This window comes from Caballeronia sp. INML1, from assembly GCF_023631085.1.
Taxonomy (GTDB): domain Bacteria; phylum Pseudomonadota; class Gammaproteobacteria; order Burkholderiales; family Burkholderiaceae; genus Caballeronia; species Caballeronia turbans.
Genome location: NZ_JALQDT010000019.1, coordinates 129323 through 144458, shown reverse-complemented (window position 1 = coordinate 144458; position 15136 = coordinate 129323). Strand labels below are relative to the sequence as shown.

General features: G+C 63.6%; 11 protein-coding genes. 7 read left to right on the top strand and 4 right to left on the bottom strand.

Translation table 11 applies throughout. The annotated features are described in order from the left end of the window. Positions 1–63: 63 nt before the first annotated feature. From scpB to truB, 7 genes are all read left to right on the top strand, one after another. Complete coding sequence (gene scpB / locus NCR38_RS07940; RefSeq protein ID WP_250476758.1) at positions 64–1026, top strand: SMC-Scp complex subunit ScpB; 963 nt, start codon at positions 64–66, stop codon at positions 1024–1026. Positions 1027–1155: 129 nt separating this feature from the next. Next, positions 1156–3036 carry a 23S rRNA pseudouridine(2605) synthase RluB gene (rluB, locus tag NCR38_RS07935; RefSeq protein WP_250476757.1) on the top strand — a complete coding sequence of 627 codons (1881 nt, stop codon included), beginning with the start codon at positions 1156–1158 and terminating at the stop codon, positions 3034–3036. A 377-nt stretch (positions 3037–3413) separates the two neighbouring features. Beyond that, a complete protein-coding gene (gene rimP / locus NCR38_RS07930; RefSeq protein ID WP_061121091.1) occupies positions 3414–3872 on the top strand; it encodes a ribosome maturation factor RimP in 459 nt (152 codons plus the stop codon). Beyond that, positions 3869–5344, top strand: a complete 1476-nt coding sequence (nusA, locus tag NCR38_RS07925; RefSeq protein WP_061121092.1) for a transcription termination factor NusA — start codon at positions 3869–3871, stop codon at positions 5342–5344. The genes rimP and nusA overlap by 4 nt, the downstream gene beginning before the upstream one ends. A gap of 93 nt (positions 5345–5437) precedes the next feature. Then, a complete protein-coding gene (infB, locus tag NCR38_RS07920; RefSeq protein WP_250476756.1) occupies positions 5438–8422 on the top strand; it encodes a translation initiation factor IF-2 in 2985 nt (994 codons plus the stop codon). A 95-nt stretch (positions 8423–8517) separates the two neighbouring features. Further along, entirely contained in the window at positions 8518–8904 is a 387-nt protein-coding gene (gene rbfA / locus NCR38_RS07915) for a 30S ribosome-binding factor RbfA (RefSeq protein WP_061121094.1), read from the top strand. Positions 8905–8907: 3 nt separating this feature from the next. Beyond that, positions 8908–9846 (top strand): tRNA pseudouridine(55) synthase TruB, encoded by a 939-nt coding sequence (truB, locus tag NCR38_RS07910; protein ID WP_250476755.1) that lies wholly within the window; start codon positions 8908–8910, stop codon positions 9844–9846. A gap of 57 nt (positions 9847–9903) precedes the next feature. Here the strand turns inward: truB and NCR38_RS07905 are convergent, their stop codons facing one another. The 4 genes from NCR38_RS07905 to NCR38_RS07890 all read right to left on the bottom strand — a co-directional run bounded on the left by NCR38_RS07905 (position 9904) and on the right by NCR38_RS07890 (position 14887). After that, positions 9904–11463: a DHA2 family efflux MFS transporter permease subunit gene (locus tag NCR38_RS07905; protein WP_250476754.1), complete on the bottom strand. Its 1560-nt coding sequence runs from the start codon at positions 11461–11463 to the stop codon at positions 9904–9906. A gap of 13 nt (positions 11464–11476) precedes the next feature. Continuing rightward, positions 11477–12718, bottom strand: a complete 1242-nt coding sequence (locus tag NCR38_RS07900; RefSeq protein WP_250476753.1) for an efflux RND transporter periplasmic adaptor subunit — start codon at positions 12716–12718, stop codon at positions 11477–11479. Between the two features lie 51 nt (positions 12719–12769). Then, positions 12770–14296 (bottom strand): efflux transporter outer membrane subunit, encoded by a 1527-nt coding sequence (locus tag NCR38_RS07895; RefSeq protein WP_250476752.1) that lies wholly within the window; start codon positions 14294–14296, stop codon positions 12770–12772. 75 nt (positions 14297–14371) lie between these two features. Next, positions 14372–14887, bottom strand: coding sequence for a MarR family winged helix-turn-helix transcriptional regulator (locus NCR38_RS07890; protein WP_250476751.1), 516 nt, complete (start codon positions 14885–14887; stop codon positions 14372–14374). Positions 14888–15136: the final 249 nt, after the last annotated feature.

Here is a 15136-nt window from a genome sequence, read left to right as displayed (position 1 = left end):
TCGGTCCTGCGCAAGCCCGATTTTGAATTGAATCATTGACCATACAGGGTTGACCCAAGCTGCATGAATACCCAAGAGGCGAAGATCGTCCTCGAGACTGCCTTGATCTGCGCGCAGGAACCGCTGAGGCTGAATGAATTGCGCAAGCTGTTCGCCGACGACATTTCGGCGGATACCGTTCGCACGTTGCTCGAAGCGCTCAAGGCCGACTGGTCGGGACGCGGCGTCGAACTGGTAGCGCTTGCCTCGGGCTGGCGTTTTCAGAGCAAGCCTGCCATGCGGGGCTATCTCGACCGGCTGCACCCGGAAAAGCCGCCCAGGTATTCGCGGGCCGTACTCGAAACGCTGGCAATCATTGCGTATCGGCAGCCTGTAACGCGGGGCGATATCGAAGAGATTCGCGGCGTGACGGTGAACACGCAGGTCGTCAAGCAGCTGGAAGACCGTGGCTGGATCGAAGTGATCGGTCATCGCGATGTGCCGGGCCGCCCGGCGCTGTACGCGACGACCAAGCAGTTTCTCGACGACCTCGGCCTGAGCGCGCTCGACGAGCTGCCTGCGTTGGACAATCCGGCGGCGCAACTCGAGGCATCGCTGCTCGCGCAGCATTCCATCGAATTCCCCGACAGCATTGCCGGGGACGTGCAGCCGGCCAGCGCCCAGACGCACGGCGTGCCGGACGCAATGAATAACGGGGAACACGATGCGTTCGCGCCGGTCAACGCCGTTGAAGCGATGCAATCGGCTGAAACCGTCGAAACCGAAGTGCCCGGCGGCGATGCGAGCGCAGCCGATGTCTCGGTGAAGCAAGAACAGGCAGAAGAACAGCAGGAAACACTCGGAGCGAAACATTTCGATGCGCGAGATGAGCGCGTCGCATTGCCGCCCGGGATTCACGCGCAGCCGCTGAGCAGCGCGCACGACGCACCCGCGTCGTTGCCGCGTGAAGAGGAACGAGACGCGAGTCCATCGAACGACGCAGAACTGGACGACGACTCCGAAGAACCGAAGGCGCGCCGCGCCTGACGCAAATTGCAAGGCCCCTGATCTCGCAACCCGGCTCTCCATAAAGATCATTTCGAGACGACCAGCCGGACCGATCAGCGGATTTTTAGACGCGCCCGCGACGGGCGCGCTTCGACATTTGAGGTTGTTTTGACACACTCCCACGACAGCGATTCGCCTGAATCCGCGCGCCCGGCGCATGCCGCGGACGCACCCGAGTCGGCCGATGCCGGCGAACGCACGCGCGCCGACCGCGCCGATGAAGGCAGCGAGGGCGAAGATCGTCCGCGTCGCGGACTGCGCCGCGGGCCGCGCAGCCTGATCGCACGGCGTCGCGCTGTCGCGAAGACCAAGGACGCCGAAGGCGCGCCGGATGCCGTGAACGAGACGCCGCCCGATGGCGTCGTCGCCGCACCGGTCCGCACCCCGCGCAGGGACCCAAGCGCAAAGCCGCGCAAGAGCGAAGGGGCCAGCCCGCGCGGTCGCAAGAACGTGCGCGCCGCGACGGGTGAGGCCAGTGTCGACGCGGCGGACGAACCGGTCGCGCAGGCCGCCGTGCCCGCACCGCGTGAAGGCGGGCGGCGCAAGAACCCGCCGCAGCAAAAGCGCGGCAAGCGCAACGACTCGGGCCCCGCGACCGTCGAGAGCGCAGCCGCTGCCGCGGTCGACGACGTGTTCGCCTACGTGACTTCCCCGGCTTTCGACGCCGACAACGGTTCGGGCGGCGTGCGTGCACCTATGCTGCGACGCGGCCGCAACGCCCCGCAGCAAAAGCGCGTGCTGGAACCGGACGACGATGCGCCGAAGCTGCACAAGGTGCTCGCCGATGCGGGCATGGGTTCGCGCCGCGACATGGAAGAGCTGATCATCGCCGGCCGCGTGTCGGTGAACGGCGAGCCGGCGCATATTGGCCAGCGCATCATGCCGTCCGATCAGGTGCGCATCAACGGCAAGCCGCTCAAGCGCAAGCTCGCGAGCAAGCCGCCGCGCATCCTGCTCTATCACAAGCCGACGGGCGAGATCGTCAGTCACGCGGATCCGGAAGGCCGTCCGTCCGTGTTCGACAAGCTGCCGTCGATGAAAACCGCGAAATGGCTCGCGGTCGGCCGTCTCGACTTCAACACGGAAGGCCTGCTGCTGCTGACGACGTCGGGCGATCTGGCGAACCGCTTCATGCATCCGCGCTACAGCGTCGAGCGTGAATACGCGGTGCGTGTGGTCGGCCAGTTGTCGGAGGCGATGAAGCAGAAGCTGCTGAAGGGCGTCGAACTCGACGACGGTCCGGCCAACTTCCTGCGCATTCAGGACGGCGGCGGCGAAGGCACGAATCATTGGTATCACGTCGCGCTGGCTGAAGGCCGCAATCGCGAAGTGCGCCGCATGTTCGAGGCGGCGGGTCTGATGGTGAGCCGCCTGATCCGTACGCGTCACGGTCCGATCGCGCTTCCGCGAGGTTTGAAGCGCGGCCGGTGGGAGGAACTCGAAGACAATCAAGTGCGCAGCCTGATGGAGTCGGTCGGCCTGAAGCTGCCGACAGCCGAGAAGGGCGGGCGCAATGCGGCGCCGCGCGTGCAACCCGATCCGATGCAGACGTCGATGGGATTCATCACGCGCGAGCCCGCGCTGAGCTCGCACGCGCGCATGACGCAGCAGCAGACGCCGGGACGCGGCGGGCGACGAGGTCAGCCGGGCGGCATGGCAGGCGGCTTCGGGCTCGGCGGCATGGGCGGATTCGGCGGCAACGCGGGCACGGGCAACGCCGGTGGCATGGGCCGTCGCGGCGGGCGCGAAGCGAACGGCAATCGCGTCGGCAACGAGCCGAACGGCAATCGTGGCAACGGCGGCCGGCAGGGTCCGCGCGGCGCTCGTCCGCAAGGCGCGACGCAGGGCATGGGCGGCGCGGGCAAGCGCGCCGCGGGCGCAAATGCGCCGCGCGGAAATCGCCAGGGCGGTGCGCAGCAGGGTTCGGGGCAGGGCAAGGCCGGCGGCAGCGCCAACCGGGGCGGGCGTAACCGCTCGCGCGGTCGCTGACCGCGGTAAAGCGCAAAGAATGCACATATACGTCGCCGCGAATCGGGTCCGATGACTCGCGCCTGCTTCCGGTGACGAAAAACATGTGGCTGACGCTTCGGGATCGCGCAGACAGATCAACGTGAACTTGGGCTCAACAGGGCTGAAAGAGCGCGTTACGTTTGCGTTTATCCTGAAAAATGGCTAAAATCACAAAGTCGCTGGGCACGTAGTTTTTTCGCTGCCCGGGTGCGACCTCTGTTGAAGAAGATGGGCGTTGCGCCCATTTTTTTTTGGCTTTTCGGTTCGGCATCTCGGGAGCAGGGGTGCGCGCCCGCATGAAGGCGCTCGCCCGCAGGTGTTTTGGCGTGGAGCGCGCGAAACACCTTGGAGTTACTGTGCAACTGACGGAATTGATAGAAACCACGGTCTCGGGCTTAGGCTACGAGCTTGTCGATCTCGAACGTTCGGGAGGCGGCATGTTGCGTGTCTATATCGACCAGCCGGCTGGTATCGCCATCGAAGACTGCGAGAAGGTCACGCGCCAGCTCCAATACTTGCTCGAAGTCGAGAACATCGATTACGACCGGCTCGAAGTATCGTCGCCGGGGCTCGACCGCCCGCTCAAGAAACTGGCGGATTTCGAGCGCTTCGCGGGGAGCGAAGTCTCCATCACGTTGAAAAAGCCGCTGGACGGGCGCAAATCGTTCCGTGGCATCTTGCACGCGCCTGACGGCGAAAAGATCGGATTGGAATTTGAAGGGAAGGACGGCGCTGCGATGCTCGATTTCACGCTCGCGGACCTCGATAAAGCACGTCTCGTCCCCAAGGTTGATTTTAGGAGCCGCAAACAATGAGTCGCGAAGTATTGATGCTGGCGGATGCGCTGGCACGCGAAAAGAACGTCAACAAGGACGTCGTGTACGCAGCGCTGGAAGCTGCGCTTGCTTCCGCAACGAAGAAGCTCTTCGAAGAAGACGTGGATATCCGCGTCGCCATCGACCGTGAGAGCGGCGAGCATGAAACCTTCCGCCGCTGGCGCGTCGTGCCGGACGAGGCCGGCCTGCAAGAGCCGGATCAGGAAATCCTGTTGTTCGAAGCGAAGGAGCAGAAGCCCGACGCGGAGGTGGACGACTTCATCGAGGAGCCGATTCCGTCGATCGAGTTCGGCCGCATCGGCGCGCAGGCCGCCAAGCAGGTCATTCTGCAGAAGGTGCGTGACGCGGAGCGCGAGCAGATCCTGAACGACTTCCTCGAGCGCGGGGAAAAAATTATGACCGGCTCGGTGAAGCGCCTGGACAAGGGCAATTTCATCGTCGAGTCGGGCCGGGTCGAGGCGCTGCTGCGCCGTGATCAGCTGATTCCGAAGGAAAATTTGCGCGTGGGCGACCGCGTGCGCGCATATATCGCGAAGGTGGACCGCACCGCGCGCGGTCCGCAGATCGAGCTCTCGCGCACCGCGCCCGAGTTTCTGATGAAGCTCTTCGAACTGGAAGTACCGGAAATCGAACAGGGGCTGCTGGAGATCAAGGCGGCCGCGCGCGATCCCGGTGTGCGTGCGAAAATCGGGGTGATCGCCTACGACAAGCGCATCGACCCGATCGGCACGTGCGTCGGCATCCGCGGTTCGCGAGTACAGGCCGTGCGCAACGAGCTCGGTGGCGAGAACGTCGACATCGTGCTATGGTCGGAAGACCCCGCGCAGTTCGTTATCGGCGCCCTCGCGCCGGCAGCCGTGCAGTCGATCGTCGTCGATGAAGAAAAGCACTCGATGGACGTCGTCGTGGACGAGAACGAGCTCGCCGTCGCCATCGGCCGTGCCGGCCAGAACGTGAGACTCGCGAGCGAACTCACCGGCTGGCAAATCAATATCATGACGCCGGACGAGTCGGCGTTGAAACAGAACGAAGAGCGTGGCAAGTTGCGCGACCTGTTCATGGCGCGTCTGGATGTGGACGAGGAAGTCGCCGACATCCTGATCGACGAAGGCTTTACGAGCCTCGAAGAAATCGCCTACGTGCCGCTCAACGAAATGCTCGAAATCGAAGCCTTCGACGAAGACACCGTGCACGAACTGCGCAACCGCTCACGCGACGCGCTGCTCACGATGGCGATCGCCAACGAAGAGAAAGTGGAAGGCGTCGCGCTCGATCTGAAGAGCCTCGATGGCATGGACAACGAGCTGCTTGCAAAGCTCGCGGAGCACCAGATTCAGACCCGCGACGAACTCGCGGAGCTGGCAGTCGATGAACTGGTCGAAATGACCGGTATGGAAGAGGATGCCGCTAAGGCGTTGATCATGAAAGCACGTGAACACTGGTTCCAGTGAGAAATGACCATGGCGCACTGATATTTGGCGGCCTGTTTGGCCGCGTGACCCCGATCTAACCGCAAGGATCTGTCCTTGCATCAAGAGGAATGAATGGCGAGTAACAACGTAGCCCAATTTGCCGCGGAACTCAAAATGCCTGCGGGCGTCCTGCTCGAGCAGTTGCAGGCGGCTGGCGTCCAGAAAGCGAGCGCGAATGACGACCTGTCCGAAACGGACAAGGCGCGTCTGCTCGATCATTTGCGCAAGTCGCACGGTTCCGCCGACGCCGACAAGCGCAAGATCACTTTGACCCGCCGGCATACGTCGGAAATCAAGCAATCCGACGCAACGGGTAAAGCTCGCACCATTCAGGTCGAGGTGCGCAAGAAGCGTGTTTTCGTGAAGCGTGACGAACCCGGTCTCGAGCAGGCCGAGGCGGCGCCGAATCACGTCGAAGAGCCGGAAGTCGACGAGGCCGAACTGCAGCGTCGCGAGGAAGAAGCGCGCCACGCCGCCGAGCAGCTCGAGCGCGAAGAGCGCGAACTGAAGGAGCAACAGGCGAAGCTCGAACGCGAAGAGGCCGAGCGCCGCGCCCGCGAGGAAGCGGCGGAAGCCGAGCGCAAGAAGCAAGAAGCGGAAGCGGCGCGCCGTGCGGCGGCCGCGGCTCAGGCCGCGGAAATCTCGCGTTCGGTGCAGTCCGCGCGTCAGGAAACGCGCACGCAACCGGCAGTCGAAGCGAAGCCGGAACCGAAGCAGGACGACACCGCTCGACGCGAAGCCGCGGAAAAGGCAGCGGAAGAGAAGGCTGCGAGCGAGCGTGCTGCTCAGCGTGAAGCCGCGAAGAAGGCGGAAGAAGACGCGAAAGCCAAGGCTGAAAAGACGCGTCTGGAGCAGGAAGCCATCGCGAAGCGCCGTGCAGCGGCGGAAGCCGAAGCGCGCGCGATCCGCGAAATGATGAACACCCCGCGCAAGGCGCAGGTGAAGGCGCCGGAACCCGCGCCCGCACCGAAGCCGGTGGAAGCGGCGAAGGCCGCCGAAGCAAAGGGCACGCTGCACAAGCCCGCGAAGCCGGAAGGCGCGCAGGCGGCACGTCCGGCGGCGAAGAAGCCGGCTGCAGGCGGTGCGACGACTCCCGCGTCGACGGCTCCGGCAGGCGCTGGCGACAAGAAGAAGGCCGGCAAGGGCGGCTGGCAGCAAGACGACGCCTCGAAGCGCCGCGGCATGAAGACACGCGGCGATTCGAGCGGCGGCGTTGATCGCGGCTGGCGCGGCGGTCCGAAGGGTCGCGGCAAGCATCAGGACCAGTCGACGTCTTTCCAGGCGCCGACCGAGCCGATCATCCGTGAAGTGCATGTGCCGGAAACCGTCTCCGTGGCCGACCTCGCGCACAAGATGTCGGTGAAGGCTTCGGAAGTCATCAAGGTGATGATGAAGCTCGGCCAGATGGTCACGATCAACCAGGTGCTGGATCAGGAAACGGCGATGATCGTCGTCGAGGAACTGGGCCATCGCGCGGTTGCGGCGAAGCTGGACGATCCGGAAGCGCTGCTCGTCGAAGGCGAAGCCACGGAAGACACGGCAGAAAAGCTGCCGCGTCCGCCGGTCGTCACCGTCATGGGCCACGTAGACCACGGCAAGACCTCGCTGCTGGACTACATCCGTCGCGCGAAAGTGGCGGCGGGCGAAGCGGGCGGCATCACGCAGCATATCGGCGCATATCACGTCGAAACGCCGCGCGGCGTCATCACCTTCCTCGACACGCCGGGTCACGAAGCCTTTACGGCAATGCGTGCGCGCGGCGCGAAAGCGACCGACATCGTCATTCTGGTGGTCGCGGCGGATGACGGCGTGATGCCGCAGACGAAGGAAGCGATCGCCCACGCGAAGGCGGGCGGCGTGCCGATCGTCGTCGCGATCAACAAGATCGACAAGCCGGAAGCCAACCCGGACCGCGTGAAGCAAGAGCTCGTCGCGGAAGGCGTGGTGCCGGAAGAGTACGGCGGCGATTCGCCGTTCATCGAAGTGTCGGCGAAGACTGGCCGCGGCATCGACGACCTGCTGGAAAACGTGTCGCTGCAAGCCGAAGTGCTGGAGCTGACCGCGCCGGTCGAGGCCGCTGCGAAGGGTCTCGTCATCGAAGCCAAGCTCGACAAGGGCAAGGGTCCGGTCGCGACCATTCTGGTGCAGTCGGGCACGCTGAATCGCGGCGATGTGGTTCTCGCGGGCAGCGCCTACGGCCGTGTGCGCGCTATGCTTGACGAAACCGGCAAGCCGACGAAATCGGCCGGTCCGTCGATCCCGGTGGAAATCCAGGGTCTTTCGGAAGTGCCGGCGGCGGGCGAGGAAGTCATCGTGCTGCCGGACGAACGCAAGGCGCGCGAAATCGCGCTGTTCCGTCAAGGCAAGTTCCGCGACGTCAAGCTGGCGAAGCAGCAGGCCGCCAAGCTCGAGAACATGCTGGAACAGATGGGCGAAGGCGAAGTGCAGAACTTGCCGCTCATCGTCAAGGCAGACGTGCAAGGCTCGCAGGAAGCGCTGGTTCAGTCGCTGCAGAAGCTGTCGACCAACGAAGTGCGCGTGCAGATCGTGCACAGCGCGGTCGGCGCCATCAGCGAATCGGACGTCAACCTGGCGACGGCGTCGAAGGCGGTCATCATCGGCTTCAACACGCGTGCGGATGCGCAAGCCCGCAAGCTGGCCGAGTCGAACGGCATCGACATCCGCTACTACAACATCATCTACGACGCAGTGGATGAGGTGAAGGCGGCGATGTCCGGCATGCTTGCGCCGGAGAAGCGCGAGACGGTGACGGGCATGGTCGAGGTGCGTCAGGTCATCCGCGTGCCGAAGGTCGGCCTGATCGCAGGTTGTATGGTCACGGACGGTGTCGTCAAGCGCTCCTCGTCGGTGCGCGTGATTCGCAACAACGTCGTGATCCACACCGGCGAGCTCGATTCGCTCAAGCGCTTCAAGGACGACGTGAAGGAAGTGCGTCAGGGCTTCGAGTGCGGTATGTCGATCAAGAACTTCAGCGACATCGTGGAAGGCGACCAGTTCGAAGTCTTCGAAGTGACGGAAGTGGCTCGCACACTGTAATGCGCTAGCCGCCGAGAAAAGGGCGGGGTGAGCCTGGCGGCTCGCTCCGCCCTTTTTGCTTCAGGCGGCGCGAAAAGAAACACGGAAACGACATCATGGCTAAAAGACGGACATCCACGAACCGCAACGTGCAGATTGCGGACCAGATTCAGCGCGATCTTTCGGAGCTCATGCGCGAGGTCAAAGACCCGCGCGTGGGTCTCGTGACGATTCAGAGCGTCGAGCTCACGCCCGACTACGCTCACGCGAAGGTCTATTTCACGACGCTCACCGGCGATCCGAAACAGACCGAGCAGGGTCTGAATCACGCCGCAGGACATCTTCACAATATGCTGTTCAAGCGCCTGCATATCCACACGGTGCCGACGCTGCATTTCCACTATGACCAGACGATCGAGAAGGCCGTCGAAATGTCGCGCCTGATCGACGAAGCGAACGCTTCGCGTGCGAAGGATGCCGACGACGGTCAGGAAGGCGCCTGAGCGATGAGCGGTTCGAAGAACGAGGCGCGGCCGAAGATTGCGCGCCGCGCGCTGGATGGCGTGCTGTTGCTGGACAAGCCGCTCGGGCTGTCGAGCAACGACGCGCTCATCAAGGCGAAGCGGATTTATCTCGCGAAAAAGGCGGGCCACACGGGCACGCTCGATCCGCTTGCGACGGGCTTGCTGCCGCTGTGCTTCGGCGAAGCGACGAAGTTTTCGCAAGATCTGCTCGATGCCGACAAAACATACGAAGCGACCATGCGACTGGGGATTCGCACGACGACCGGCGATGCCGAAGGCGAGGCCATCGACACGCGTGAGGTTACGTGCGACGAGGCGGCGGTTTCCGAAGCGATGGCGAAGTTTCTCGGCGACATCATGCAGGTCCCGCCGATGTACTCCGCTCTGAAGCGCGACGGCAAGCCGCTTTACGAATACGCGCGTGCGGGTCAGACGGTGGAACGCGAAGGTCGCCAGGTGACGATTCACGCGTTGCGGCTGCTCGCATGCGCATTGCCGCTCGTGACGTTTCGCGTAACGTGCAGCAAAGGCACGTATGTGCGCACGCTGGCGGAAGATATCGGCGAGGCGCTCGGATGCGGCGCGCATCTGACGGCGCTGCGGCGCACGGGCGTCGGCGCGTTGACTCTGGAGCACGCGGTCACGCTGGACGAACTGACCGGCATGAACGAAGCAGAGCGCGATGCACGGCTTCAGCCCGTCGATGCGCTTCTTTCGACCTTTCCCGCGGTCCAGTTGAACGATGAAGCGACGAAGCGCTTCCTGCACGGCCAACGCCTGCGCTTGGCTGACGTCGTCGAAACTCGTCTCGAAGAAGGCCGCGTGCGCGTCTATGCGCAGGGCGGCGGTCGCTTGCTCGGCGTGGCGCGCGCGGGCGAAGGTGTGCTTGCGCCCGAACGGCTGATCGTTACAGCGCAATGAAAAAGAGCCCGATTGATCGATCAATCGGGCTCTTTTCTTTCTGCAGCGACAATTCGGTCAATGCGCCGCCGACGCCGCCGCTGCCGAATCCCCGCCGCCCGAACGCTCGGGCCGTGTGATCCAGATCAGCGCGATCAGCGCGACGAAAATCCCCGCCGAGATATAAAACATGTCGTTCACGCCGAGTTGCGCGGCCTGCTGTGTCGCCATGCTGTTGTACAGGCCGTAGGACTGTTCCTTCGAGAAGCCGAGCGTGCCCATCTGCTGCATCGAGTTTGCGAAGATAGGGTTATACGAGTTGGCCTGCTCGACGAGTTGCGCGTGATGCACGATCGAGCGATGCTCCCACGCCGTCGAAAAGATCGACGTGCCGATGCCGCCGCACATGATCCGCACGAAGTTCGACAAGCCCGACGCCGCCGGAATCCGATGCCCAGGCAAGCCCGACAGCGTGATCGACACGAGCGGAATGAAGAAGCCCGCCATGCCGATGCCTTGAATCACCGTCGGCAACGTGAGCGCCCACGTATCGACGCCGGTCGTATAGCGCGAGCGCATCCAGAAGCACAACGCGAACACGAGAAACGCCGCAGTCGCGATATAGCGCGGATCGGTTCGAGGCAGGAACTTCCCGGTGATCGGTGAAAGCAGGATCGCGAACAGGCCGACTGGCGCCATCACGAGGCCGGCGTTCGTCGCGGTGTAGCCGATATCGGTTTGCAGCCATAGCGGCAGCAGCACCAGGTTGCCGAAATAGAGCCCGTAGCCGATCGACAGCGCGATCGTCCCGCCGGTGAAATTGCGCAGTTCGAACAGCGACAGGTCCACGACCGGATGCTCCGCCGTCAGCTCCCACACGATGAAGAAGGCGAATGAGATCACCGCGATCAGCGCGAGCACGACGATCGTCGTCGAATTGAACCAGTCGAGATCCTTGCCCTTGTCTAGCATGACCTGCAGCGAGCCCACCCAGATTACCAGCAGCGCGAGCCCGACGGTGTCGATCGGCGACTTGCGGATCGCGGAGTCACGATCCCGGAAGATCGCGAACGTGGCGATCGCCGCGGCGATTCCGACCGGAATGTTCACGTAGAAGATCCAGGGCCACGAGATGTTGTCCGAGATCCAGCCGCCGAGCACCGGGCCCGCGACAGGTGCGATGAGCGTGGTCATCGACCACATCGAGAGCGCCATCGGCGCTTTTTCGCGCGGATAACTCGCGAGCAGGAGGGTCTGCGACAGCGGGATCATCGGGCCGGCGACCGCGCCTTGCAGCACGCGCGCGGCAAGCAGAAACGGCAGCGTCGGCGCAAGGCCGCAGAGCCACGACGCGAGCACGAACAGGATGATCGAGCCGAGGAAGAGCCGCACCTGGCCGATGCGCTGCGTGAGCCAGCCCGTGAGCGGCACCGAGATCGCATTGGCGACCGCGAACGACGTGATGACCCACGTGCCCTGATCCGATGACACGCCGAGGTCGCCGGATATCGATGGAATCGAGACGTTCGCGATCGACGTGTCGAGCACGTTCATGAACACCGCGAGCGATACGGCAATCGTCCCGATGACGAGTTTTCCGCCCGACAGCGGGGGATGAACGACGTTTTGCGAAGACATTGGGCGAGTCCGCTTACATCAGCTTGGCGGCCGATGCGGACTTCGTCGCCTTGCCGCGCGCCGACGATGTGCTCTGCGCCGACGAACCCGTGCCCGCATTCTGCTGGATGATGCGCGCGATTTCCTGATCGGCCTGCGCGCCGTAGTTGTCGAACACGTTGGTCTGGTACACCGTGTTCCGCGCGTTGCCGAGCTGGCCGCCTTCCTCGTTCTTGATCGTTACGTCGACGTTCATCGAGAGGCCGATACGAAGCGGATGCTGCTCCAGTTCCTTCGGATCCAGCTCGATACGCACCGGCAGGCGCTGCACGACCTTGATCCAGTTGCCCGTCGCGTTCTGCGCGGGCAGCAGCGAGAACGCCGAGCCCGTGCCGGCCGAGAAGCCGATGACCTTGCCGTGATACACGACGCTCGAACCGTACAGATCGGCAGTCAGTTCCACCGGCTGGCCGATGCGCATGTGCTTAAGTTGGACTTCCTTGAAGTTCGCATCGACCCACACGGCGTTGAGCGGCACGATCGCCATCAGCGGATTGCCCGGCGCGACGCGCTGGCCGACCTGCACCGAACGCTTCGCGACGTAGCCCGTCACCGGCGCCGGCAGCGTGTTGCGCGCGAAGTTGATGTATGAGTCGCGGACCTTGGCGGCGGCCGCAAGCACATTAGGATGCTCGGCGATCGTCGTGTTTGCCGTAAGCGAGCGGTTCGACGCGAGTTCCTGCTCGGCGGCGTCGAGCGCGGCCTGCGCGCTACGGACGGCGTCGCGTGCGTGCGAGATTTCTTCCTGCGACACCGCGCCCGTCTGTGCGACCTGCATGCGGCGCTTCAGATCGTCCTGCGCGCGCGACAGATCCGATCTGCGCAATGCGATCTGCGCTTCGTACTGGTTGTTGTTGACGAAGAACGTGCGGACCTGACGCACCGTCTGCGCGAGATTCGCTTCGGCCTGGTCGAGCGCGACCTTCGAATCGGCCGGATCGAGCGCGACGAGCGGGTCGCCCACTTTCACAGTCTGCGTGTCGTCCGCGTTCACCGAGATCACCGTACCGACGACCTGCGGCGTGATCTGCACGACGTTGCCGTTGACGTACGCATCGTCGGTGGCTTCGTGAAAGCGCGCGACGAGGAAGTAATACAGCCCGTACGCGACAGCGGCGATGACGATGACCAGCACGATCAGCGTCATCAGCCGGCGGCGTTTGCCGTTGTTTTGCTTCGGCGCTGGCGCGGCCGCGGTTTGTTGAGGGTCGCTCATGAAAGACTCCGAATATTCCGTATTGGTCTGATGCGTGTTCTTGTGCGCGGCTTACTTCGATGGCGTGGCCTGATTTGCCGCTTGCGTGTTCGCCTGATTCTGCCCGCTGCCGTCGATCGCGAGATTCGTGCTCGTCGCGTCGAAGCCACCGCCGAGCGATTTGATCAGCGCGATTTGCAGATCGGTGCGCTTCAGGCGCAGGTTCGTTACGGTCTGCTCGTTGGCGAGACGGTTTTCGTCGGCGTTGAGCACCTGCAACTGCGGCGACAGGCCGGCCTTGTAGCGGATTACCGCGAGCTGATACGCGCTCGTCGCCGCCGCGAGCGCGCGCTGCGCATCCGCCATCTGTTTGTCGAGCGAGCGGATCGCGGAAATGTTGGTCGCGACATCGTTCATCGCATTGATGAGCGTCTGATTGTAGTTCGCGACATTGCCCTCGAAGTCGGCGTAACGGCCCTTCAACTGGGCGCGCAGGGCGCCGGCATCGAAGATCGGCAGATGCACCGCCGGCCCGATCTGGATCTGGCGGCTGCTCGCCTGCAGGAAGCGGCTCCAGCCGAACGCGTCGAAACCGAAGGCCGCCGCGAGGTTGATGTCCGGGAAGAACTCGGCTTTCGCTTCCTTGATGTTGTGCGTCGCGGCTTCTACCTGCCAGCGCGCGGCGACGATATCCGGGCGGCGCGCGATGAGGTCGGCGGGAACGTTGTCCGGCAGCGTCATGTTGACGTTCGGATCGATCACGGGCTTGGCGATCTGCAGACCGCGGTCCGGGCCCTTGCCAAGCAGCGCGGCGAGCTGATAGCGGACGGTTTCGATTTGTCCGTCGAGCTCGGTCATATTGGTCTGGCTCGTCGCGACGTTGCCTTCCGCCGTGCGGCTCTCGACCCTGGTGTCGAGCCCGGCCGCGACCCGTCCGTTCGTGATGCGCCCGACGTCCTGCCGGTTCGCGATCTCGCGCTGGGCGACGTCACGCAGCGCGTACAGCAGCGCGAGCTGGTTGTACGTGCGCGCAACCGATGCCGCCAGCGTCACACGCGCCTGCTGCATGTCCGCTTCGGCGGCCTTCTCCTGCGACACCGCCATGTTCAGCCGCGAGCGATTCTTGCCCCACAGATCGAGTTCCCACGACGCGCTCGCGAGCACGTTGTTCTCGCTGAACCAGGTGCCGCCGTAGGGTGGCGGGAAGAGGGCGTTGGCCGAATACAATTCGCGCGTCCACGAATACGATCCGTTGACCTTCGGATAGAGCGCCGAGCGTGACGTTTCGATATATGACGACGCCTTCGCGATCCGCGACTGCGCCTGCGCGATGGTGGGATTGTCCGCGAGCGCCTCGTCGATCAGTCGCGGCAACTGCGGATCGCCGAACTGCTTCGCCCAATCGAGCGCCGGCCATTGGCCGCCTTGTCCCGGCAGGCTTTGCGTAGCCTCGAAGTTTTCAGGCGCGACAATCTGCTTGTCGCTCGAGATGCCTGCGTAGTTCGCGCAACCGGCAAGCGCGAGCGCGGCTATTGCGGCGACCACGGCGCTATTGACACGGCGCTCGCCGCGCAGCGCGGACAGGGAAAGCTGTTTCATATCTCGTTTCTTGAGATGAGACTTAAAGATGGACGTTGCAATCATTTTGTAGGCTGCCGACGACAAATTTGCTTGTCATCGCAATGACGTACCAGGCTTATCGTTTCCGGCGAGCAACGATGCCACGGAGGGATCACAGGAGTTGGCCAGAATCCGGCGCAGCATGCTCTTCAGGAAGCCCACTTCTTCGGGCGTGAAGCCCGCGAGGAGGTTGTCCAGCACGCGCGTAAAGATGGCGGGAATCTTCTCGGCCGTTGCCTGGCCTTCGTCCGTCAGCGCGAGGCGCACGACGCGCCGGTCTTCCTCGCTGCGTACGCGCGAAAGCAGGTCACGTTTTTCCAGCCGGTCGATGAGGCGCGTCACGGCGCTCGCGTCTATGCCGTATTCACGAGCGATGTCCGCGGCCGTCAGGCACTTGCCGACCGCGAGCATGAAGAGGATGCTCGCCTGTGTGCTCGTGATGCCCAGTTCGGAGGTCGTGTGTTGCGTGACCATGTTCCACATGGTCGAGCGCACCCGGCTGATCAGGTAGCCGACGCTCTCGGCGAGCACGTATTCGCCGATCGCCGCAGATTTGGGAGCGTCGCTCATGGAAAATATTATGCGGTTGCAATAGTTGACTAGGCAGGATTATAGGGGGGCATTTTAGTCGCTGCAAGAAGCTTTTCTGAATCTGCTTAACAATCCATCCGCGCGGGGGCGGTGGCGGCTTCTGCCTGGCCGTCTTACGGGTTGCGTCCTATTGCAAGGGAAGGACATCCATGCGTGCTATAATTTACGGTTCTCACCGCGCCGGGCCCGCGTAGTCATGCTTGCATGACGGTTTCAAGGGGGGCTTGC

Excerpts from the sequence above, each read along its gene's own strand:
- NCR38_RS07905 (WP_250476754.1), bottom strand. The coding sequence starts at position 11,463 with ATGTCTTCGCAAAACGTCGTTCATCCCCCGCTGTCGGGCGGAAAACTC.
- scpB (WP_250476758.1), top strand. The coding sequence starts at position 64 with ATGAATACCCAAGAGGCGAAGATCGTCCTCGAGACTGCCTTGATCTGC.
- NCR38_RS07890 (WP_250476751.1), bottom strand. The coding sequence starts at position 14,887 with ATGAGCGACGCTCCCAAATCTGCGGCGATCGGCGAATACGTGCTCGCC.
- rbfA (WP_061121094.1), top strand. The coding sequence starts at position 8,518 with ATGGCTAAAAGACGGACATCCACGAACCGCAACGTGCAGATTGCGGAC.
- NCR38_RS07895 (WP_250476752.1), bottom strand. The coding sequence starts at position 14,296 with ATGAAACAGCTTTCCCTGTCCGCGCTGCGCGGCGAGCGCCGTGTCAAT.
- NCR38_RS07900 (WP_250476753.1), bottom strand. The coding sequence starts at position 12,718 with ATGAGCGACCCTCAACAAACCGCGGCCGCGCCAGCGCCGAAGCAAAAC.
- infB (WP_250476756.1), top strand. The coding sequence starts at position 5,438 with ATGGCGAGTAACAACGTAGCCCAATTTGCCGCGGAACTCAAAATGCCT.
- truB (WP_250476755.1), top strand. The coding sequence starts at position 8,908 with ATGAGCGGTTCGAAGAACGAGGCGCGGCCGAAGATTGCGCGCCGCGCG.
- nusA (WP_061121092.1), top strand. The coding sequence starts at position 3,869 with ATGAGTCGCGAAGTATTGATGCTGGCGGATGCGCTGGCACGCGAAAAG.